This window comes from Winogradskyella sp. SM1960, assembly GCF_020179375.1.
GTDB classification, from domain to species: domain Bacteria; phylum Bacteroidota; class Bacteroidia; order Flavobacteriales; family Flavobacteriaceae; genus Winogradskyella; species Winogradskyella marina.
In genome coordinates this window covers 367582-390766 of sequence record NZ_JAICBG010000002.1, presented here as the reverse complement: position 1 = coordinate 390766, position 23185 = coordinate 367582, and the positions used below count along the sequence as shown (strand labels likewise).

Here is a 23185-nt window from a genome sequence, read left to right as displayed (position 1 = left end):
AAAAAGACTCCTTTTTTAATAGGAGATAATTATGACTAAATCAACTAAACAATGGTATGCTTCGTGGTTTGACACTCCGTACTACCATATTTTATATAAAGATAGAGATTATACTGAAGCGCAAAACTTTATGGATAATCTAACCAACTATCTTAATATCCCAGAGCATGGCAAAATTCTAGATTTAGCATGTGGTAAAGGGAGACATTCCGTGTACTTAAACTCTTTAGGTTACAATGTTACTGGAGCTGATTTATCTGAACAAAGCATTGCACACGCTAAGCAGTTTGAAAATGAATCGCTACGATTTGATGTCCATGATATGAGCAAACCTTATCCTGATACGTTTGATGCTGTTTTAAATCTTTTTACAAGTTTTGGCTATTTTGAAGATGATAAATGCAATCTTGAAACTATAAAGTCTATTCAGGCAGAATTAAATGACTTTGGATTTGGTGTTATCGATTTTATGAATACCAATTACATTATAGATAATTTAATTGCCGAAGATGTAAAAACGGTTGACGGCATTGATTTTCATCAAAAACGATCTGTCAAAGAAGGATACATCGTAAAAGATATTAGTTTTGAAGCCGACGGAGAACATTTTGAATTTCAAGAACGTGTAAAAGCATTTACACTAAAAGATTTTGAAACACTTTTTGAAAAAGCCGGAGTACATTTGTTAGATGTTTTTGGAGATTATAAACTCCATAAGTATCACGCTAAAACATCGGAACGTATGATTATGATTTTTAAGTAAACTGAATGAACAGCTATTTATTACCATTACTTGCCGTTGTTATTGGTGTTGTTATTGCTATACTCACTAAAACACAAAAGTCCAATTATACTAAGTTGCTACTATCTTTTAGTGGTGCCTTTTTACTTGCACTTACACTTTTTGATTTATTACCAGAAGTGTATCACCATATTGATGCAAAGCAAACCGGATTGTATATAATGTGTGGTATTTTACTTCAAGTTATTTTAGAGTTCTTTTCTAAAGGTGCTGAGCATGGCCATGTACATATCCATAAGAACGATAATGATTTTCCTTGGTTGCTCTTCATCAGCTTGTGTATTCATAGTTTTTTAGAAGGTTTTCCCATACACCAACATAACGATATGGTTTATGGTGTTTTAATTCACAAAATACCTATTGCAATATTAGTTGCTACTTTTTTATTAAAATCTAACTACAACAAGAAACAGATTATAAGTTTTCTAATCATTTTTGCGGCAATGACGCCTTTGGGGACTTTTATTTCTAACCACTCAACTTTTATGGCAACCTATGTAGATGTTATTAATGCCGTCGTTATTGGTATCTTTTTACACATTTCTACAACCATTTTATTTGAAACTGGTGAAGGTCATAAATTTAATTTATCTAAGTTGGTGGCTATCGTGTTAGGTATTGCAATTGCTTATATGATTTAATATGTTTTCAAAAGAAGAAAGTAGACAATTAAGAGAAGAATTCTGGACCAGTTTCGGAAAGTCATTTCCACGAAAATGGTTGTTATATGATACCAAAATTAAAGGCTTTTCTTTTAAATTTCATTTCGATACTAAATCGGCATTAATTGCTTTAGATCTTGAAGATGACTTAGAAAACCGCATTAATTGTTGGGAAAAACTTGTAGCTTTAAAAGGCATTCTAAAAAATGATTACCTACCAGACGTTATATATAATGAAGAGTATTATCTGGAAAACGGGAAGGAAATTTCTCGAATCTACTTACCATTAGAACAAAAAGTATCTATACATAACAAGAATACGTGGAGAGATGTAATGGAATTCTTTAATGAAAATATGAGTTTGTTTGAAGCCTTTTTTCAGGAATATAGAGATATGATTAAGGTTTAAAATCCAAAACAAAAAGTCAACTGATGTTGACTTTAACAGGTTTTTAAGGTTGATTTTTTGATTGTATAACAAGTTGGTAGTAATACAAGAGAATAGTTTTTCAAATAATCATTTAGTAAAAAAATTATTTTTTTTATTATATACGCAAATTATAGATTTACAAACTCGAAAACTCAATTTAATAACTTATCTAGCTCAAATTAAGGACGAGATATTATTTGACAAATTGGAAAATTATATCCTAAAAAGAGTGATTGAACATAATCCTGATTTAAAACCATTTACTGTCGAAGAATTAGTTAATCGAATTGAAAAATCTGAATTGGATTTTAAAAATAGAAATGTAAAAAATCAAGAAGATTTAGAGAGAATATCAGCAAATTGGTAACAATTAAAATAGTTTAGACTGAGTTTGCTATTAGAAATTTAAAAGATATTTTTGATTATTATTCTATTGTATTAAATAAAAAAACTTGCTCATAAAATCAGAAAACAAATACTTGAATCCTCGAAACAATTAATAAAAAAATCCGAATTCTGGTCCTGTAGAACCTAATTTGACAATTCTAAATAAAAATAATAGATACTTAATAAGTGGACACTATAAACTTATTTACAGAATTGTAGATAATGAAATTATAATTATTGATGTCTTTGACACACGACAAAATCCGACTAAAATGAATGATAAAAATCGGGTTGAATAACATAGTAATACTGCTAACACCGTGGATAATTAATTGCTTATTTCTAGCCTACTTACAAAAATACACGCGTATTTTCTATTCGGTTTTTATTTGCTAACTTACTCGCTTAACTACGCAACTAATCATACACAAACATGTGCACAAACTAATGAAAACCAAATTACATATTTTTAAAATTGTTGCCAAACATTTAAGTTTTACAAAAGCTGCTGAACAATTATATATTTCACAACCTGCGATTTCGAAAGCAATTAAAAATTTAGAGCAAGACTATAAGACCACGTTATTTATAAGAAAAAGAAACGCGATAGAACTGACCACAGAGGGAAAATCATTTCTAATCTACACGAATAAAATATTGGCTATTTATACCGAAATGGACGAGAAATTTCTTCATAAAAAAGAAGATTTCCCAGATTTTATAGACTTTGGTGTAAGTACTACCTTGTCTAACTATATTATACCTAAAATAATTGCCAAATTTAGAGTGCAATTCCCTGAAACAAAATTTAATGTAATCAGTAATAATTCTGAAAATATTGAAAACTTAATTTTAAATGAAGACATAAATTTCGGAATTACAGAAGGAAGTTCTGCCAACCCCATATTACATTTTGAAAAGTTCATTAAGGATGAAATTGTTCTCGTGACAAATATTAAAAACAACACTTTTCATACAGGACAAATTGATTTACAAACCTTACAAGAAATTCCAATGGTAGAACGTGAAAAAGGTTCTGGAACAAAAGCAATAATTGATACCTTTTTATTGAATCATAAAATAACAAAGCTTAATTCCGTTGTATTTTTTAATAGTACTGAAGCCATTAAAAATTACCTATACAATTCTGACCATTACGCACTTCTTTCAGTCCATTCTATTTCTGATGATTTAATGAATAACAAACTTAAAATAATTGACATTAAGGATTTAAGCATTTCAAGATGGTTTTATTTCGTTACTAGAACAGGGTATCTCTCCAATACGTTTGAATATTTCAAAAAATTTGTCCGCCACAGCTATAACCTTTAGTTATCTCACACAGCTAATTGATTTGCTTAAAAGTTATTTAAGCAAATTACTTTTGTATCAAATAATAACAAATGATATGAAAGATAGTTTTTCGAAAACAGTTTACTTCGGTATAATTATAATTGCCCTTTTAGGATTTATAAACAGCCCGACAGCTTTAATCGTTGGTTTTATATATACGACTCTATTTAACACTCCTTTTAAGACATACAACCATAAAGCCATTCATTATTTATTAAAAATTTCGGTCGTGGGACTAGGTTTTGGAATGTTTATTAAAGAAACATTAGAAACAGGAAAAGCAGGATTAAATTTAACCATCTATTCAATAATTTTAACCTTATCGTTAGGCTTGTTACTCTCAAGGCTTTTAAAATTAGATTTAAAGCTAGGACATCTTATTACTTCAGGAACAGCAATTTGTGGCGGAAGTGCAATAGCTGCAATTTCACCGGTTATCAAAGCTAAAAGCAAAACAATAAGTATTGCTCTAGGAATTGTATTTCTCTTAAATTCTATCGCCTTGTTTGTGTTTCCTGCAGTTGGACATTTTTTAAATCTATCCCAAGAACAATTTGGTTTGTGGTGTGCGATTGCGATACACGATACAAGCTCGGTAGTAGGTGCTACTTTAGGTTACGGAGAAGAGGCCTTAAGAATAGCCACAACAGTAAAACTTTCTAGAACATTGTGGATTATTCCGTTATCAATTTTTTCAATGTTTCTTTTCAAAACAAAAGACGAAAAAATAAAAATCCCTTACTTTATTATTTTATTTATTGTAGCAATCATAATAAATAGTTACCATATTTTACCTGATCCAACTACTCATTTTATTGTTTCAATGTCCAAAAGATTGTTAATAATAACGTTGTTTCTTGTAGGCTCTACAATTTCAATAAAAGACTTAAAACATACAGGAATGAAACCTATAGTTTTGGCAATTACGCTGTGGCTATTTATTTCCATATTTTCACTAGGCTACATTTTGAACTAAAGCAAGTATACAACAAAGGATTACTGTAATTATGTCAAATTCCATAACGTTTAAAACCACTCAGAATTGCTAACATTGGTGCTAAACCAAAAATAATCGCTAATTTACCCCATAACTAACACCTATTTAACAGTTGTTTATGAATGATTCGCATATCATTACAGTATTAATTATCATCATAATTTGCCATATAGCAGCCATTATCGTCACATACAAAAAAAAGAAATCAGCATTAACAATTCCTTACTTAAATATGGCCATAGTAATTGGTATATTGGGTTTTGAGACTATCACTATTCCGAATATAAAAGCGCATCACTTTGAATTAATAGAATTAATTGTCATCGGTTTTGAGTCTTGTATTTTACTATTTGCCTTTTTCGCTATTTTTGATGTTTTTAATAAAACCTACGTCAAAGTCGTAAATTTCATTGGTTTCGGACTTCATTTATTGGCGACAATAGGCCTATTTTATTACATGGTAGCATTCAAATTTGATAGCCTTTATTAATGATAAACTACACCTAACTATGAAGGTTCTCACATTTAACATATTGATTTTATTACTTGTATGTATGTCATACACAGGATATGCACAATCTAAAAACAACATGACAAACGATTCTATTACAATACCTTTAAAAATAGGAAAAAATCCTAGTATTCAATTTGAAAATATAATTATCGAACCTTCAAATCTATTCATTCAATCAACAGTAATAAATAACAGCTCTCCAGAAATTCAACTAGAATTAAACGTATTTGAAAACCATACAGAATATGCTACTTTCCTATGGTGTTATGACGCATTTAACAATCGTAAAAAAATAAACTATCCAAAAGCATATCAAAACTATTCTTTCGATTTAAAAATTGATAAAGACCTAGTTGCCTTAGTCGTTAACAAACTAGACTTTGAAAAACCAATGTTTATAGATTTGGGGCAAACTGCTATAATTGGTAAGCTTGAAATTCTATTTAAGGATTATATAAGCGAATGGTCTGAAGATATAGATGGCAACCAAACCGATGTCTTTAACTCATATCATATATTACTATCAGAAGGCGAAACACAGAAAATGGTATCATTTAACTCGCTAAATAAAGCCGAAGATAAGGGGCTTACTATAGAATGGAAGCATTATAACATTATGGTCTTAGAAGATTCTGACAAAGCCATAAAGCTAATGGTGTTTAAAAACGATAAGCAATAAAGTGCTTCTCTAAAAAATACCACAAAAACAACTAAGTAGCCATTTCAAAAAATGAAAATCCAAGACTTATTAAAAGCCACTGCGCACAGACCTTGGGAACTAACAACAGAAAATTCAATATTCAGAAGGTGTTAAGGTTATCGCCTGGAGCAAGACTAAAAAAGATAAATCAAACTTTAACAATCAATAACAATTACTGCTTGTTGTCTTCGCTTTTATACAAACTAGGTAAACTCACTTTAAATCTAACAGCAACTAATCTTACAGTAATAACAACCAAAGCCACTATAACGAACAAGATATGTCTATCCGCAAAAAACTGTAAGAGTAAAAAATATGTAAAACCTCCTAAAATACACGCTGTAGCATAAATTTCTTCTCTGAAAATTACAGGAATATCATTACACAATATATCTCTTAACACACCACCGAAACAAGCCGTCATTGTTCCCATAGCTACACAAATTACTGGGTGTAAACCTGCTACAAGTCCGGTTTCTACACCTACAACCGTATAAAGTGCAATTCCAATAGTATCGAATAAAAACAACGATTTTCTCAGGTAGTTAATTTGTTTTTTGAATACAACAGCAAATACGGCAGAACCAATAATAACATAAACGAATGTCATATTTTTCATCCAAGACACAGGCTCAATCCCAATCATAACATCACGCAGTGTACCGCCTCCAACTGCAGTTACAAAAGCAATAATAAGAACTCCAAACGGATCCATACGCTTACCCATAGCCATCAATGCACCTGAAATGGCAAAAGCAATGGTTCCTAAAATATCTATAAATTGAAAAAACATAGAGTGATTATATTTACATTATTGTAATGTGCGAAGGTAGGCATCTAATTTAAAATGAAAAATGGTTCTTTCAAATACTTCGGGAAACGTTGTTTACCGCATTCGAACTATAAACTGACTCTTAGTAACGTTTATCATAAGTCCTTCGACTGCGCTCAGCATAAGCGATTCTCACAATTTTCATGAAAAATAAAAAGTGGTTCTCTGAGATCCCAAAGCGAGTCTGGGATAAGCGATTCACTCACTTTTTCTGAAAATGAAAAAGTGGTTCTCTGCTTACATGTTTTGCGTATAATAATTATAATCCTTTATAACGGTTGCCACAAAATCTACTGGTTTTTCACTCGTTTCTATGGCCATAATTTTCAATAACCGAACGTGTAAATTCAGGATAATATTATGATGTCCGTTTCTTACAGCATTGTCATATAAATTTTTAACGGTTTGCATATCCTTATCATTTAACATGGTCACTTGGCTGTATGTTGGTACATAATCAGTAGCAATATCTTTGATAAGCGTATCATGAATTGTAACTTGTTGCTTTTCACTAATTACTGTGGTACCAGCAGCAATATCACCCAAACGCTGCCCATTGCCTTTTAGTAAAATGGTAAAAGCAGCTACACCTCCAGAAGTTAAAACCACATCTACAATTCTTAAAATCCAACGCACAAAATAATTAGAAAAGCTGGGTTTAGAACCATCCAATTTTACAACTCTTGTATTCATAATAACTTTCCCTACGGTTTTACCATCCATAAATGTTTCGAGTAGCACATAATATAAAAACGCAGGTAACGAAATCAACAAATAAATAGCCCAAGTATCTCCCAAATCTAAATTTAACGTGGCTAAAAGTAGAATAGCACCTATAGAATACAATAGAATAACGGCACTATCTATAAGGTAACCTAGCATTCTATCGCCAATACTAGCAACATTTTGATTAATCCCTACATTTTGGGCAGTTTCTATTTGAAATTCATCCATATTTTCTTTTCTTTGAAAGTCTAAACGGGAATATAATGCGCGAAGCGGCTTTTGTAAAGCAAAATAAAGACAAATGGTTAGAATTTGAAAATATTCTTACAAATAAAACGCAAATAGATCCCGATTTACTTTCTGACCTCTATATTGAAGTTACCGACCATTTAAGTTACGCTAAAACCTTTTACGCCAATAGCAATACAGAACGCTATTTAAACCAATTGGCATCTAACGCGCATCAAAGTATTTACAAAACTAAAAAAGAGCCTAAAAACAGGCTTATTTCCTTTTTTAAAACGGAGTTTCCAACTATGTTCTATAAACATCATCGTGAACTTCTTATTGCCTTTTTAACCTTTTCCTTGTTTGTTATTGTTGGTGCATTTTCTGCCGCTAGCGAAGACGATTTTGTAAGGTCTTTTCTTGGAGATGGTTATGTAAACATGACTTTAGATAATATAGAAAAAGGCGATCCTATGGCTGTTTATAAACAACAAGGCGAATTCCACATGTTCCTTGGTATTACACTAAATAATATAAAAGTAGCGTTGTTTGCCTTTGGTTATGGTATCCTTTTAGGTGTTGGCACCTTATTTATAATGATGCAAAACGGCATTATGTTAGGCAGTTTTCAGTACTTTTTTTACGAACAAGGTTTACTTTGGGAATCTGCACGTACCATATGGATTCACGGTACTATTGAAATATCTGTCATTATTATCGCTGGCTGTGCTGGTCTGGTTATGGGCAATGGCATGTTATTTACAGGAACTTTGCCACGACTAGAATCCTTTAAACGTGGTGTAATTAACGGCTTAAAAATTTTAATGAGCACCATCCCATTTTTTATAATTGCTGGCTTTTTAGAAGGTTTTGTGACCCGACATACCGAAATGCCAGATTGGCTAGCCCTATTAATTATTACCAGTTCTCTAGCATTAATCCTTTTTTACTACGTAATTTACCCAATTCAATTAAACAGAAAACTAAAACAAGATACAGCGTCTAAAAATACTATAGAGCTCAACCTAAACCCAACCCATTAAACATGAATAGACCTTATATTGAATTCAGAAAACAAAGAGATTTTAGTAGTATTTTAAGTGATACGTTTGGCTTTATTAGAAATGAGTTTAAGCCGTTTATGAAAACTATTTTCAATATCGCAGGTCCTGCAATTGTGGTATTTATGTTGTCACTTTCAGCGTATAATTATCTCGCAGGCGACATGTTCGATTTTACAAGTATGACTGAGCCTAGCATAGGCTCAACCAACATTTTTGTAATCATAAGCGTTGCCATTATTTATCTTATTTCTGCAATTGCAGCTTATATCCTTACCGCAGCTGCAGTATTATTTTACATTAAATCTTATGTAGATCATAAAGGTGACGTTGATGCAGTAGAAGTAAAAAGTAATGTCTATAAATCGTTTTGGCCATTTTTTGGACTTAGTTTTTTAAAAGGAATTACACTGATTATTGCAATGATGCTTTGCTTCTTTCCTGTGCTTTATGTTATGATTCCGATGGCTATTGTATTTAGCATTTATGTTTTTGAACCAAAGCGATCAACTTCAGATGCGTTTACTCAAAGCTTTACTTTAGCAAATGCCGATTTTTGGACTGCTTTCGGTGCTTTTATCGTTTTAGGAATTATTTATTACGTCCTTATTATGGTGTTATCACTTCCGTCTGTTATATATACACTTATCAGTACTGGTATTTTTTCAGGTGAAATTGATCCTGCCAACATAAGTAGTATGTCTACAGATCCTGTTATTGTTTTACTCAACGTTTTAAACACGTTCTTTCAGTTTATTTTAAACATTATTTTAATGATTTCGGGAGCAGTAATTTACTTTCATTTACATGAGAAAGTAAACTTCACTGGCACTTATGATCGTATTAGCGAAATTGGAAAAACAGAAGACTAAATGTTAGTATATAGGTTGTTTCTTCTTTGTTTTTGTTTTGTGCAACTTTCTGTTGCGCAACAAAGTGAGCAACCCGTAAATTACGATGACACTTCTGTTGAAAAACAACACATCACAGAAGACCAATTAGAAGCCTACAAAGCAGATGATGACTTTAATTATTTAGAAGTTGAACCCGAAGAAAACATATTAGACAAAGCGTATCGTTGGTTTCAAAATATACTTAGAAAGTTTTGGGAAGCCATTTTTGGTGTGGGTACAGCATCCGGATTTTTGTATTTTGTTTTTAAGATTCTACCCTATTTGTTATTAGGCTTTTTAGTCTTTTTATTAGTCCGGTTTTTCTTAAAAGTGAATTCTAACAACCTCATTACAAAGGCAAAACAACAAGGTTCAATCTTATTCTCTGAAGAAGAACAAATTATAAAAAATGAAGACATTCCAGCCTTAATTAATGAAGCTATTAATCAGAAAAATTACCGATTAGCCATTCGTTATTATTATCTTTTATCCTTAAAATATTTAACTGAAAATGATAATATTTCATGGCAACCTCAAAAAACTAATGAAGACTATATCCAAGAAATTGATAAGGAACATATAAAAACTGATTTTAAAAATATCACTAGAATTTATGATTACGTTTGGTATGGTGAATTTACTGTCGATGCCTTTAAGTTTGAAACCTTAAAACGTCCTTTTGAACAACTAAATAATACCATAACAAAGCGTTGAGTAAAAAAGGCAAACTATATATCGCACTTGTAGCACTAACTATTTTGGCTATCGTTGTTCTAGAAATGAACAAACCGAAGGCTGTAAATTGGTTTCCATCGTATGCTACGCATCACAAAATTCCGTTTGGCACTTATGTGTTTAACGACCAATTAAAACGTGTTGCAGACTCAGTCTTTATTGTAGATCGCCCACCTTTTGAATACCTCAAAAACAATACTATTAATGGCACGTATCTTTTTAATAACGGAGGAATTTCCTTTGGAAAAGAAGAGTTAAATAGTGTGTTAGATTGGGTCTCAAACGGAAACACACTAGTCGTAGCAGCGGTAGATTTTGAAGAAAAATTATTAGACACCTTAAATTTACATACAAGATCGGTTAACACCTTTGATAATTTCAATAACGAATACCAAGTAAAGCTTGTCAATCCTGCTTTAGACTCTGAAAAAACGTACAAGTACGATCGCTCCACAACCTTCTTTCATTTTAATAAAATAGACACCTTAAATACTTCCGTTATTGGACTTATTGACACCTATAGAGGCGAAAACATGCCGATGGAAGACACGTTAATTAGCACTATTAAACAGCCTTTTGGAGATGGAGAAATAATACTCAGCACCTTTCCACAAGCCTTTACCAACTATTTTATTTTACAATCACCAAATCAAGATTATACAGCCGGACTTCTTTCTTATATAGATACAACACAACCTGTATATGTCGACACCTATTACAAAACAGGAAAGACATTTTACACCTCACCAATGTATCTGTTTTTAAACACTAAATCCTTAAAATGGGCTTATTATATAATGCTAATTGGTGTTTTAATCTATATTATTTTTGAAGGGAAACGGAAGCAACGTGCTATTCCAATTGTAAATCCTTTGAAAAACCAAACGGTAGATTTCACAAGAACGATTGCCAATATGTATTATGAAAGTGGAAAGCACAAAGAGATTTCACAACACAAAATTCATCATTTTTTAGAGTATATTAGAAACACCTTACATCTTTCAACGGCTGAAATAAACACCAGTTTTATAAACAATTTAGCAGCAAGAAGTAATAATTCGCTTGAAGATACACAGACGTTATTCAACTTAATTAAAAGTTTGAATCATAAAAACGAAATCAATAGTACAGAATTAGAAAGGTTAAACACCTTAATAGAACAATTTAAATCCCATAATCAATGGAAGACAACGAAGCAGTAAATGACGACTTAAATTTTGATAATAGAATTCAATTAGAAGACTTAAAAAAGGCTGTAGAAAGCATTAAAGTCGAATTGAGAAAAGTCATTATCGGACAAGATAATTTTGTAGAATTACTTATCGTAGCCTTATTAGCAGACGGACATGTCTTAATTGAAGGTGTTCCAGGCATTGCTAAAACAGTAACGGCTAAACTGTTTGCAAAGGTTTTAAAAACTGAGTTCAGTCGTATTCAATTTACACCAGATTTAATGCCTAGTGATGTTTTAGGAACATCGGTTTTAAATATGAAATCGTCTGAATTTGAATTTAAAAAAGGGCCTATTTTCTCAAATATTGTTTTAATTGATGAAATCAACAGAGCACCAGCAAAAACGCAAGCCGCCTTGTTTGAAACCATGGAAGAACGCCAAGCAACGATTGACGGATTCACCTATAAATTTGATAATCCATTTATGGTTTTGGCCACTCAAAACCCAATTGAGCAAGAAGGAACCTATGCATTACCAGAAGCACAATTAGACCGCTTTATTTTTAAAATTAAGGTAGATTATCCAAGCTTAGAAGATGAAGTTAAAATCATAGCATCACATCACGAGCGTAAAGGAGAAAAACCACAAACCTTAATCAACGCTATTTTAAATACCGCTTCACTTGAAGATTATAAATCTAAAACACAAGCGATTCTTGTTGAAGAAAAAATCATTAAATATATCGCTGAGATTGTATCGAAAACTAGAAATCATCCACATTTATATCTTGGTGGCTCTCCAAGAGCATCCATAGCTATATTAAATACAGCAAAAGCTTTTGCAGCTATTAGTGGTCGTGATTTTGTAATTCCGGAAGATGTAAAAAAATCGTTGAATCCTGTCTTAAATCATAGAATCATTTTAACACCAGAACGCGAAATGGAAGGTATGACCACAGAAAACGTTATTGAAATGATTGTACAATCGGTTGAAGTGCCTCGTTAATATGTATTATGTAGAATTAGGAAAATTTAGAAACCTGCTTTGCGTCTTAGCGTCTTTGCGAGAAATTAAAGGAAAATGAAATTCATAAAATCATTATACATACACAAACAGCTCTATATATATTTAGCTGTGGCTTCTGTATGCTTTCTTTTGTCGTATTGGATGCCTACGTTGTTTTCAATCGCGTGGATTGTTACAATAATCATTGCTGTACTTTTATTAATTGATTTACTTCTACTCTATCAACCAAAAAACGCTGTACAAGCTAGACGAATTTTACCCGATAAATTTTCTAATAGCGACAATAATCCTGTGCCAATAACAATTACTAACAAATATGGTTTTAAGACCTATATTGATGTGATTGATGAGTTGCCTGTACAGTTTCAGAAACGCGATTTTCTTTACCAAACAACTTTAAATCCAAATGAAAATCATGATTTCGATTACTTAGTAAGACCTGTAGATCGTGGCGAATATTATTTTGGTCACCTTAATATTTTTGTGTCTTCTATTCTCAAAATCGTAAAGCGAAGGTATCAGTTTCAAAACCAGCAAATGGTAATGGTGTATCCTTCCATTATTCAAATGCAGAAATACGATTTTCTAGCGATCAGTAATTCATTAACGGAGTTTGGTTTAAAAAAAATAAGACGTATCGGTAATACTTCAGAATTTGAACAAATAAAAGAATACGTGCAAGGTGACGATTTTAGAACTGTAAATTGGAAAGCTACAGCGAAGCGTGCACAATTAATGGTGAATCAATATCAAGATGAAAAATCGCAACCCATCTACTCTATCATAGATACTGGCAGAATAATGAAAATGCCGTTTAATGGTTTAAAACTCTTAGATTATGCGATAAACTCCACCTTAGCATTTAGTAATGTCGCTTTAAAAAAACATGATAAAGTAGGTATGATTTCCTTTTCAAAAAAGATAGAATCCTTCTTACCTGCAATTCAAAAGTTAACCTACCTTAATCGGATTTTAGAAAACTTATACAACATAGATACACAGTTTAACGATAGTGATTTTGGTTTGCTTTACGCGCAATTAAAACGAAAAGTAACCCATCGTAGTCTCCTTCTACTCTATACCAATTTTGAACATATTAGCGCTTTAAAACGACAAATGCCATACTTACAAGCAATCTCTAAAAAACACATGCTTGTTGTGGTGTTGTTCGAAAACACAGAGTTAGATACCATCTTAAATGAAAACGCTGAAGACCTACAATCTATTTACCATAAAACCATAGCAGAAAAATTTGCTTTTGAAAAACGATTGATGGTAAAAGAACTTCAAAAACACGGCATTCAGTCCATTTTAACAGCACCAGAAAACTTAACCGTTAATACCATTAATAAGTATTTGGAAATTAAGGCTAGAGGACTTCTTTAATTATATTTTCAATCTAAATGGTTTTGTTTTTATACATTCCATATGTTGTACCAAAAGGCACAAAACCAAGCTAAACGATATACTTTTCCCAATATCTCGTACCTAAAGGCACTTTAATATATTACGCTATAAAAGTCTTGATTCTAGATTTCTAAATACATTATTGCGATACTAAAACTTCACTAATAGTCAAATTTCACCGTGTATCTTCACGCCTTCTTTGTGAAACTTTGTGTAAATATTCACGTGGTCAAAAAATCACCAGAAAGATTACCATGTGAATTCATCTATCTCTTCAAGCTTCCAACTTCAACCTTCCAGCTTAAGCACAACTCATCCACATAATACTACAGTACAGTAATTACAAATATTAAATCATGTTGTTTTATTAGATATTTGAATCATCAACAAAAAAGAACAGTTTTACAACAACCATTAAAAACTTATTATTATGAAAACATTAATCTTAACATTCGCAATCGTATTAACATCACTATTTGGGTTCTCTCAAGTAGAAGATAAAGGCATTACAATTACCGTAACTATAGATAACGTAAAAAACGATAACGGAAAAGTACTTACGTCTTTACACACTTCAGAAACCTTTATGAAAGGAAAAGGAATTAAGGATGCCGAAACAGAAATAAAAGACGGAAAAGTAACCATTAGGTTTAAAAACGTTCTGCCAGGAGAGTATGCAATAATGACAATGCACGATGCCAATGACAATAAACGTATGGACTTTGAAGACAACGGAATGCCATTAGAATCTTACGGGATTTCTAATAACGTCATGTCTTTTGGACCACCAAATTACGATGAGGCTAAATTTAAAGTTGAAGATAAAGATTTAGACTTGAACATTCGTTTTTAGAATAGAATACACATCAATTGAAACAAAAAAAAGACTGCTCTCGAGCAGTCTTTTTTAAATATAAAATTATATCAGTCTTAAACGGTTTCACCCAACCAAGCTTTCATCATCCAAACCGTTTTTTCTTGTTCGGTAATAAAATCACTCATCATAGAATTGGTACCTTCATCATTCGCATCACCTGCTGCTTCTAAAATAGAACGCTCCATTTTTAATAATTCCGCAAGAGAATCAACAATCAATTCAACTGCTTTTTCATCTTTCGAAATATTTTTTCCAACGGGAACCTTAGCTGCTTTTGTGTAATCTTCAAACGTATGTAACGGAGTTTCACCTAATGTTAAAATACGCTCAGCAATTTCATCTACTTTTAAGTTGGCATCTGTATATAACTCTTCGAACTTTACATGAAGATCAAAAAATCCACGTCCTTTAATATTCCAATGTATACCTCTTAAGTTTTGGTAATACAATTGAAAGTTTGCTAATAACTGATTTAATTCATCAGCTAATCCTTTTGTTTTTACGGTATCTAAACCTATGCTATTTAGTTTCATAATCTTTGATTTTTGTTTAAACAAATTTACGACTCAAATAAGTGTTATTTATCATAGTTTTCATGAATAGTTTTTATACTTTTATAGTCTAAATGAATACCTATGACTATTACTCAACTTAAATATGCTTTAGCTATAGCAGAACATAAAAACTTCACTAAAGCGGCCGAAAAATGCTTTGTAACCCAACCTACGCTAAGTACACAAATTCAGAAATTAGAAGACGAATTAGACATCGTTATTTTTGATCGCGGAAAAAAGCCAATAGAGCTTACAGACGTTGGTCGAAAAATAGTGTATCAAGCTAGAAATATTGTAAATGAAGCAGATAGAATTCAAGATATTGTAGATCAGCAAAAAGGATTTATTGGCGGTGAGTTCCGATTGGGAATTATCCCAACCATTATGCCAACCCTTTTACCAATGTTTTTGAAGACTTTTATTAAAAAATATCCAAAAGTTAAATTAAAAATTGAAGAATTAACAACTGAGGAAATTTTAGCACGACTTAGTGATGGTCACCTTGATGCTGCAATTGCTGCAACCCCTTTAGAAAGTGATAATATAAAGGAACGCGTTCTATATTTCGAACCTTTTGTAGCTTACATTCCTGACAATCATAGATTAAACGATAAAAAAACCATTGAAGTTTCTGATTTAAGCATTGACGACATGTTACTTTTAGAAGACGGTCATTGCTTTAGAGATGGCGTTATAAACTTATGTAAAAGCTTTAAAGATCAGACAGATGAAAACTTTCAACTTGAAAGTGGTAGTATAGAAACCTTAATTAAATTATCTAATGAAGGTATGGGCATGACACTACTTCCCTATTTACACACTTTAGATACCATAGAAAAATTAGGCCCTAATTTAAGACACTTTAAAGAACCTTCTCCTGCTAGAGAAGTAAGTATTATTTATCATAAAAGTGAATTAAAAATGCAAATTATAGATGCAATACACAATGTAATCTCTGGAATTATTCGTGGCGCAATTGCTTTTCAGAATGTAGAAATTATTAGCCCTAAAGCCAAATAACTTTATTTAGCATACAGTTATTATACTAAGGTAATATTATAAAAAAAAGCGACTTTTTTAAGTCGCTTTTTTCTATTTATGCTTTCAAATAAATTAAACATTGATTTAAGTCTGGGTTTTGACTGACTAAGGACTGAATAAAAATTCTTAACTCTTCTAATTCGTGAGGCAGTAAACGTCTTACTGCTTTTTGCACTTCCTTACAGAATAATGTCGGATCAAAACTCACTTTGCTGAGTACCGTTTTAGTGTACTCGTACATTGCTCGCGCCATAGGTGTTTTTATGTTTTTTAGGTTAACAAAAAGTAATTTTTTACTATACGCTATTGTTTCAATTGAATTTTAAAGATAGCAAAAATTAATAATGAAAATCGTTTTCGTTGAAAGTTTAACAGCTTGTTATGTTAAAAGTTTGGATTTACACGTTTAAACCTTCTGTCTGTTAAAGGTAATTCCTGTAATTCAACCTCTTGACACTGTTTTATTTATAAATGTAAGGTGTTAAAACCTATTATCACCATCTAATAAATCACCAATGCCTCCAAGGATACTTCCCTCTCCTTTAGATTTTCCACCTTTAGGTATTGAAGCTAAAACACGACCTGCCAACCTACTAAAAGGTAAGGATTGAATATACACTTTTCCTGGCCCTTGAAGTTTAGCAAAAAACAAACCTTCACCACCAAAAATGGAGTTCTTAATACCTCCAACAAATTCTATATCGTAATCAATGCCTTGTGTAAAACCAATAATACAACCTGTATCTACACGTAAAGTTTCTCCTGCTGCCAAGGTTTTTACTGCTGTAGTTCCACCAGCATGTACAAAAGCCATTCCGTCTCCTTCTAACTTTTGCATAATGAAACCTTCACCACCAAAAAGCCCGCGGCCTAATTTTTTTGAAAACTCAATGCCAACACTTACTCCTTTTGCCGCACAGAGAAACGCATCTTTTTGACAGATAAATTTTCCCTGATATGCGTTTAAGTCAATCGGAATTATTTTGCCTGGATAAGGCGAAGCAAAAGACACATTACGTTTCCCTGTGAGATCGTTATAAAAAGCCGTCATAAATAAACTCTCGCCTGTGAGGATGCGTTTTCCGGCACCCAAGATTTTACCTAAAAACCCTGTATCTTTTCCTGATCCATCACCAAAAATGGTGTCCATTTTAATACCATCGTCCATCATCATAAAACTTCCAGATTCTGCAATTACAGCTTCTTGAGGATCGAGTTCTATTTCTACATACTGCATTTCTTCGCCGTAAATACGGTAATCTATTTCATGTGCATTTCTGTCATTAAAGTCTGGTAATTTTTCCATATTGTTATGATGTTTTTGATTTATGATTGATTCTTATATAGGTTGTCCTATTTCCATATTTGTTACAAATATTTTATTTTCAATTAGATTGAGGTTGTCAAACTTTGACTTCTTTATATGTAACTAACAGTCCATTTATAATGATAATGTTAAGACTTCACTTTCAATGTCCATTCGAAATTAAAATCAGACACTTCTACTCCTTCCTTATTTATACCTTTTGAATTTAACCACACGGTTTGCCCTTCTCCAGTTTCAATCGCTTTAGAAATAGCGTCATCAATTTTATGGCCTTCCTTACAAGTAAACATAATTCTACCTGTAGCTTTTTTTGTAAAAGATGCATTATTAGAAGCGACTAACATCGATATCTTTTTACCACTACCTCTAATTTTTTTCATAACTAGTGCTCCAGTCGTTAACTCGGCAGCCATTCCTTGTACAGCCCAAAACATTGATTTAAATGGATTTTGATTTACCCAACGATGTTTAACAGTCACTATACATGTCGTATCAGATAACGATTTTGTACGTACACCTGTAAAATATGCTGCAGGCAGCTTAAACATTAAAAATGTATTGAGTTTTGAAGGAGAAATATTCATTGAAACTTATTTCTTTCCCACAACGATGGGAAACTAATTAATACCATAATTTCCACTAAAATAAATCAAAATATCTAATCGCACTAATGTTAAAGAAATGTTAATTTTCAGTACTATGTGTAACATAATACCTTTTTAAAGACATATATTTGTATAAGAAACTATTATATACATTTAAAAATGATAGATAATCATCACAAAAACTTGGCGACATTCATACATTTGTCCACCTTCTCTAGATTTATTATTCCATTTGGAAACTTTATAGGTCCTATAGTATTATGGGCAGCGAATAAAAATAAATCCGAATTTATAGATCAACACGGAAAACAAGCTATTAATTTTCAGATTAGCATTTTACTATATGCTATTATTTTAGGTACATTGAGTGTTCCCTTTTTCATTTTCAAACTATTTAGAAGTTTGGATGTTATTGACTTTAATGGGTTCCACAATTTTCATATTAATATTGGAGAGCCTTCACCTCTACTTTATATAGGAGGTGGATTAGGTGCCATAGCTATTATCGCATTTATAATAGAGCTAGCCCTTATAGTTAAAGCTAGTTTATCGGCTAGAGATGGAAACACCTATAAATACCCATTGACCATTAATTTTTTAAAATAATGATACTGATTTCTCATACTGAGCTTGTCGAAGTATCTCAAGAATAATATTCATCAATAATCAAATCAATCAAAAAATGAACAGTTTAATTAAATTAAAGACGCATATCACATGACACCAGCAAAAACAAAACCATCAAATGACAACTTAAGTTTCTTGCGCGAATTGCATGTGACTTTAATAAAAAAATAGAACACACACATGAAGATAGAAAACACAAAAGCACAAATGCGTAAAGGTGTTTTGGAATATTGCATCCTATCCATTTTAAAAGATGACGATGCTTACGTTGCCGAAATTCTTAGCACACTAAAAGACGCAAAAATGCTTGTTGTAGAAGGAACTATATATCCTCTATTAACAAGATTAAAAAATGCTGGATTGCTCAATTACCGTTGGGAAGAATCGACTTCTGGTCCGCCAAGAAAATATTACGGACTAACAGAAACAGGACAACTGTTTCTTAATGAATTAAACTCCACATGGAGCGATTTACAAAATGCAGTTAACCTAGTAACCAATACAAAAACACCAAAGAAATGAATAAAACAGTCAATATAAATTTAGCAGGTATATTCTTCCATATCGATGAAGATGCATACCTTAAATTATCGCGCTATCTTGAGGCTATAAAACGTTCATTTACTGACTCTCAAGGACGTTCAGAAATTATTGCAGATATTGAAGCACGAATTGCAGAATTATTTGCAGAACGCATTCAAAACGAAAAACAAGTTGTTGGTATTAAGTTAGTTGACGAGGTTATAACCATTATGGGCCAGCCTGAAGACTATTTAGTTGATGACGAAATTTTTGAAGACGAACCAAAACAACATAACCATCAAAAATCGCATACAACCAGACGTTTATTTAGAGATACAGACAACTCGTATATTGGTGGTGTTTCTGCTGGTTTAGGACACTACTTCGGACTCGATGCTTTATGGGTTAGGCTTATTTGGGTCATCCTGTTTTTTAGTGCTGGTACAGGTGTACTACTATACATTTTATTATGGGCGTTAATCCCTGAAGCAAAAACCACAGCCGAAAAACTAACCATGACTGGTGATCCTGTGAACATCAGCAACATCGAAAAAAAAATTAAAGACGGCATTGGTTCTGTATCCGACAACATTAAAAATGTAGATTTAAAAAAACATGGAGACAAACTAAAAGAGGGGTTTGATCATGTTTCTGATACGGTTTCAGACTCTGTAAAAAGTGTTGATTTTCAAAAGCAAGGCAATAAGTTAAAGTCTAGTTCACAATCGTTTTTTGAAACCATTGGAACTATCATTATGTTCTTCCTAAAAGTAATTGCAAAGTTCATAGGTGTATTTTTAATTATAGTTGGTATCAGTGCATTAATCGCATTAATTGTAGCCTTCTTCACTGTAGGTGTTACGGATGCTATTCATTTTCCTCCAATGAATTTCTTAGATGCTGCAAATGCCGCAAATATTCCGATGTGGTTAATGTCAACGCTTCTATTTTTTGCATTTGCTATTCCTTTTTTCTTTGTGTTCTATTTGGGTCTCAAAATCTTAGTAAACAACCTAAAATCTATTGGTAATGTTGCTAAATTCACATTACTCGGACTATGGATTATGGCTATAATTGGCATTGTAATTACAGGAGTAAAGCAAGCTACAGAACACGCTTATGATGCAGAAATAATTTCTAAAAACGAACTTAATATTAAAGCTAATGACACTTTAAAAATTAAGATGACAGGCTTTGATCGCTTTAATAGTTTTGTATATAGTGATCATAATGATTTCAAAATAACAGAAGACGATGATGGCCGTAACCTTGTATCATCAGATATAAAGTTAATTGTATACTCTACAACAGATTCTGTAGCTAAAATAACAATTGTAAAAGAAGCTAGTGGTAGCAATTACAATAGTGCAAAAGAACGTGCCGAAAACATTAATTACGACTACACGTTTTCTAATAACGAATTGCAGTTAGAAGCTTATCATGCTTCAGATGTTAAAAATAAATTCAGCGAACAAGAGGTTAGAGTTATACTTTATCTACCTGAAGGAGTTGTACTGTATTCTGATGTAAATACAAGTAAATATGTGAATCATTATTACAACAGTTACAATAGTCTTTTAACGAATTCTAATGATGGGCAATATTTAAAAATCAATAAGAATGAGGTTGAGTGTTTAGATTGTGCAGTAGAGGTTATAGAAGAGGAAGAGAAGGCTTTTAATGAAGTAGAAACTGAAATTATAGAATCGATCACAAATACAAAATCGACCAATGAGAATGAACCTGAAGTCAGAGTTCAAATAAATGACGAAAACGGAGTTCAAATTGAAGTTAATGACAATTGAGGTCATAAATTCTACAAGTCATCATTTTAGAATTTGAAACGACGTTACATCAAGATAAATTTATAAAACAAACAATTCATCAACCAATACTGAACTTGATTCAGTATCAAAAAACCAACAGAAATCATGACTACATTAACAAGAATTATCATAATTAGTATTATTAGCATATTAATGCTATCCTGCAATTTTATGCCAGGTATAGATGGCAACGGAAATGTTGTAAATGCAGAGCGAAGCATTTCTAATGACTTCGACGAAATTAAAGTTAGTCAAGGGCTAGACCTGTATATTACGCAATCTGATGACGTTTCAATACGTCTTGAAGCTGATGAAAATCTACACGAACTTATAATGACCGAAGTAGAAAATAGTGTCTTAAGAATCTATACAGCTGAGAACATAAGACGAGCAACTTCAAAAAAAATAATGGTAAATCTTAAAACTATTTCAGCTATTAAGGCAACTAGTGGTAGTGATGTTTTATCTACAAACACCATTGAAGTTTCAGATTTAGAACTAAACGCCACAAGCGGAGCAGATATCACTTTAGATGTAAAAACAGAATCTTTAAATTGTCATTCTACGAGCGGCAGTGATATTGAAATAAGTGGTTCCACTATAAATTTAATTGCAGAAGCTACAAGTGGAAGTGATATTGATGCGTCGAAATTAAAAGCAGAAACATCTAATGTTAAAGCAACCAGTGGTGCAGACATTTCGGTTAATACATCCAAAGCGCTTACGGCTAATGCTACAAGTGGTGGAGATATCAAATACTATGGCAACCCAGAAAAGGTAAACAAATCTGATAATTCTGCAGGTCGTATTAAGCAACAATAAACAACTATATACCAACCAATTAAAGACCATCCTAAATTCTAAATAGAGTTTGGGATGGTTTTTGTATAACTTAGTTTATTAGCTTTTAATTGAGCAATATTAAACAGAAATCACTAATATTGACAATCAGAACATCATATTGAAGTTAAAAATTATAATAAGTAACTTATTTTATGGGTTTTGTGTCTCTTTTAAAAGACAGTAAACTTTAAAACATGAAAAAAACAATACGCATTTTTCTTTTACTGCTTGTTGCGATGCCAGTAGCTCAAGCGCAATCAAACGACAAAATTAAAGGTGACAGAAATGTTACTGTTAAACAAACATACGTTGATGATTTTCACTCCATTGTAGTCGATGGTGATTTTTCAATTGAAGTCGTCTATAACAGTAAGCCCTCTGTAGATATTGAAGCAGATGATAATTTGCATGAAGTTATTCAGTTTGGTGTGGTTGAAGGGGTACTTACATTTACAGAAACCGTACGCATTACGACTAAAAAGAAATTAAATATCACTGTAAATTATGGTGATGGACTTAGCAATATAGAAACTAGAGGTGACGGTGAAATTAGGTCATTAACCTCCATGGAACTCAACGATGTAACCTTAATTACAGCTGATGATTCTAGAGCATATTTAAATATTAATGCGAAAGATTTTATATATAAAAGCTCAGGGAAATCTAAGACAAGATTGAACCTTACAGCTGTTAACACAAAAATAGAATTAACAGACAATAGTAAGCTAGATGCTTTAATTACAAGTAACGTTGCAGATTTTGATTTATATCTACGTTCTGATGCTGTAATTGAAGGTAATGCAAATAGTTCTGTATTTAGAATGGATAATTCAACTAATTTTAATGGATCAAAATTTGATGTTAAAACCGTTGATGCTAGCTTAGAAGATAATGGGGATTTAACCATTTCTGCCTTAGAAAATATTACTATTGCAGCTTCTGGTGATAGTGAACTTTACCTATTTGGAAGTCCAGCAATTACGATTACAAAGTTTGAAGATACCGCTAAACTACAGAAGAAAATACGCTAATTGAT

The 23185-nt window shown here is 32.0% G+C and carries 27 protein-coding genes; 21 read left to right on the top strand and 6 right to left on the bottom strand.

The genetic code is table 11. The features are described from left to right. The first annotated feature begins 31 nt into the window (after positions 1–31). From K1X16_RS07705 to K1X16_RS07670, 8 genes are all read left to right on the top strand, one after another. Entirely contained in the window at positions 32–763 is a 732-nt protein-coding gene (locus K1X16_RS07705) for a class I SAM-dependent methyltransferase (RefSeq protein ID WP_225035654.1), read from the top strand. Between the two features lie 5 nt (positions 764–768). Further along, a complete protein-coding gene (locus tag K1X16_RS07700; protein WP_195872060.1) occupies positions 769–1443 on the top strand; it encodes a ZIP family metal transporter in 675 nt (224 codons plus the stop codon). A 1-nt stretch (position 1444) separates the two neighbouring features. Next, a complete protein-coding gene (locus K1X16_RS07695; RefSeq protein ID WP_225035653.1) occupies positions 1445–1873 on the top strand; it encodes a DUF4268 domain-containing protein in 429 nt (142 codons plus the stop codon). A 73-nt stretch (positions 1874–1946) separates the two neighbouring features. Beyond that, positions 1947–2261, top strand: a complete 315-nt coding sequence (locus tag K1X16_RS07690) for a hypothetical protein (protein WP_225035652.1) — start codon at positions 1947–1949, stop codon at positions 2259–2261. A gap of 467 nt (positions 2262–2728) precedes the next feature. Further along, positions 2729–3613, top strand: a complete 885-nt coding sequence (locus K1X16_RS07685) for a LysR family transcriptional regulator (RefSeq protein ID WP_225035651.1) — start codon at positions 2729–2731, stop codon at positions 3611–3613. Between the two features lie 76 nt (positions 3614–3689). Further along, the gene (locus K1X16_RS07680) at positions 3690–4610 is read left to right on the top strand and encodes a YeiH family protein (RefSeq protein WP_225035650.1); all 921 of its coding nucleotides are present in this window, start codon (positions 3690–3692) and stop codon (positions 4608–4610) included. Positions 4611–4749: 139 nt separating this feature from the next. Beyond that, positions 4750–5121 (top strand): hypothetical protein, encoded by a 372-nt coding sequence (locus K1X16_RS07675; RefSeq protein WP_225035649.1) that lies wholly within the window; start codon positions 4750–4752, stop codon positions 5119–5121. 64 nt (positions 5122–5185) lie between these two features. After that, the gene (locus K1X16_RS07670; RefSeq protein WP_225035648.1) at positions 5186–5824 is read left to right on the top strand and encodes a hypothetical protein; all 639 of its coding nucleotides are present in this window, start codon (positions 5186–5188) and stop codon (positions 5822–5824) included. 193 nt (positions 5825–6017) lie between these two features. Here the strand turns inward: K1X16_RS07670 and K1X16_RS07665 are convergent, their stop codons facing one another. Together K1X16_RS07665 and K1X16_RS07660 are read right to left on the bottom strand one after the other, a co-directional pair. Then, entirely contained in the window at positions 6018–6638 is a 621-nt protein-coding gene (locus K1X16_RS07665; protein ID WP_225035647.1) for a trimeric intracellular cation channel family protein, read from the bottom strand. Between the two features lie 276 nt (positions 6639–6914). Beyond that, positions 6915–7631 (bottom strand): RDD family protein, encoded by a 717-nt coding sequence (locus K1X16_RS07660; protein WP_225035646.1) that lies wholly within the window; start codon positions 7629–7631, stop codon positions 6915–6917. A gap of 35 nt (positions 7632–7666) precedes the next feature. On the opposite strand from K1X16_RS07660, the gene K1X16_RS07655 reads away from it, so the two are divergent. The 7 genes from K1X16_RS07655 (at position 7667) to K1X16_RS07625 (ending at position 14780) form a co-directional block, all read left to right on the top strand. After that, the gene (locus K1X16_RS07655) at positions 7667–8674 is read left to right on the top strand and encodes a stage II sporulation protein M (RefSeq protein WP_195872053.1); all 1008 of its coding nucleotides are present in this window, start codon (positions 7667–7669) and stop codon (positions 8672–8674) included. Positions 8675–8676: 2 nt separating this feature from the next. Then, complete coding sequence (locus tag K1X16_RS07650) at positions 8677–9564, top strand: hypothetical protein (protein WP_225035645.1); 888 nt, start codon at positions 8677–8679, stop codon at positions 9562–9564. After that, entirely contained in the window at positions 9565–10299 is a 735-nt protein-coding gene (locus K1X16_RS07645; protein ID WP_225035644.1) for a DUF4129 domain-containing protein, read from the top strand. Beyond that, on the top strand, positions 10296–11522 hold the full coding sequence (locus K1X16_RS07640) for a DUF4350 domain-containing protein (RefSeq protein ID WP_225035643.1): 1227 nt from the start codon (positions 10296–10298) through the stop codon (positions 11520–11522). Before K1X16_RS07645 ends, K1X16_RS07640 begins: the two co-directional genes overlap by 4 nt. Continuing rightward, positions 11501–12499, top strand: coding sequence for an AAA family ATPase (locus tag K1X16_RS07635; protein ID WP_195872049.1), 999 nt, complete (start codon positions 11501–11503; stop codon positions 12497–12499). Before K1X16_RS07640 ends, K1X16_RS07635 begins: the two co-directional genes overlap by 22 nt. A gap of 75 nt (positions 12500–12574) precedes the next feature. Next, positions 12575–13906 carry a DUF58 domain-containing protein gene (locus tag K1X16_RS07630; RefSeq protein WP_225035642.1) on the top strand — a complete coding sequence of 444 codons (1332 nt, stop codon included), beginning with the start codon at positions 12575–12577 and terminating at the stop codon, positions 13904–13906. A 451-nt stretch (positions 13907–14357) separates the two neighbouring features. Further along, a complete protein-coding gene (locus K1X16_RS07625; protein WP_225035641.1) occupies positions 14358–14780 on the top strand; it encodes a DUF2141 domain-containing protein in 423 nt (140 codons plus the stop codon). Positions 14781–14857: 77 nt separating this feature from the next. Here K1X16_RS07625 and K1X16_RS07620 read toward each other — a convergent pair whose 3' ends face one another. Further along, the gene (locus K1X16_RS07620) at positions 14858–15337 is read right to left on the bottom strand and encodes a Dps family protein (RefSeq protein ID WP_195872046.1); all 480 of its coding nucleotides are present in this window, start codon (positions 15335–15337) and stop codon (positions 14858–14860) included. A 102-nt stretch (positions 15338–15439) separates the two neighbouring features. Here K1X16_RS07620 and K1X16_RS07615 point away from each other — a divergent pair, with 102 nt between their 5' ends. Then, positions 15440–16378, top strand: a complete 939-nt coding sequence (locus K1X16_RS07615) for a LysR substrate-binding domain-containing protein (protein ID WP_195872045.1) — start codon at positions 15440–15442, stop codon at positions 16376–16378. 76 nt (positions 16379–16454) lie between these two features. On the opposite strand, the gene K1X16_RS07610 is transcribed toward K1X16_RS07615, so the two are convergent. The 3 genes from K1X16_RS07610 to K1X16_RS07600 all read right to left on the bottom strand — a co-directional run bounded on the left by K1X16_RS07610 (position 16455) and on the right by K1X16_RS07600 (position 18310). After that, positions 16455–16652 (bottom strand): hypothetical protein, encoded by a 198-nt coding sequence (locus K1X16_RS07610; RefSeq protein WP_195872044.1) that lies wholly within the window; start codon positions 16650–16652, stop codon positions 16455–16457. A 228-nt stretch (positions 16653–16880) separates the two neighbouring features. After that, positions 16881–17705 carry a TIGR00266 family protein gene (locus K1X16_RS07605; RefSeq protein ID WP_195872043.1) on the bottom strand — a complete coding sequence of 275 codons (825 nt, stop codon included), beginning with the start codon at positions 17703–17705 and terminating at the stop codon, positions 16881–16883. Positions 17706–17854: 149 nt separating this feature from the next. Then, positions 17855–18310, bottom strand: coding sequence for a DUF4442 domain-containing protein (locus K1X16_RS07600; protein ID WP_225035640.1), 456 nt, complete (start codon positions 18308–18310; stop codon positions 17855–17857). A gap of 180 nt (positions 18311–18490) precedes the next feature. Here K1X16_RS07600 and K1X16_RS07595 point away from each other — a divergent pair, with 180 nt between their 5' ends. The 5 genes from K1X16_RS07595 (at position 18491) to K1X16_RS07575 (ending at position 23180) form a co-directional block, all read left to right on the top strand. Beyond that, entirely contained in the window at positions 18491–18937 is a 447-nt protein-coding gene (locus K1X16_RS07595) for a DUF4870 domain-containing protein (protein WP_195872041.1), read from the top strand. 201 nt (positions 18938–19138) lie between these two features. Next, complete coding sequence (locus K1X16_RS07590; RefSeq protein ID WP_195872040.1) at positions 19139–19480, top strand: PadR family transcriptional regulator; 342 nt, start codon at positions 19139–19141, stop codon at positions 19478–19480. Beyond that, entirely contained in the window at positions 19477–21285 is a 1809-nt protein-coding gene (locus tag K1X16_RS07585) for a PspC domain-containing protein (RefSeq protein ID WP_225035639.1), read from the top strand. The genes K1X16_RS07590 and K1X16_RS07585 overlap by 4 nt, the downstream gene beginning before the upstream one ends. A 126-nt stretch (positions 21286–21411) precedes the next feature. Then, on the top strand, positions 21412–22128 hold the full coding sequence (locus K1X16_RS07580) for a head GIN domain-containing protein (RefSeq protein ID WP_195872038.1): 717 nt from the start codon (positions 21412–21414) through the stop codon (positions 22126–22128). A gap of 215 nt (positions 22129–22343) precedes the next feature. Then, complete coding sequence (locus K1X16_RS07575; RefSeq protein ID WP_225035638.1) at positions 22344–23180, top strand: GIN domain-containing protein; 837 nt, start codon at positions 22344–22346, stop codon at positions 23178–23180. Positions 23181–23185 lie beyond the last annotated feature (5 nt).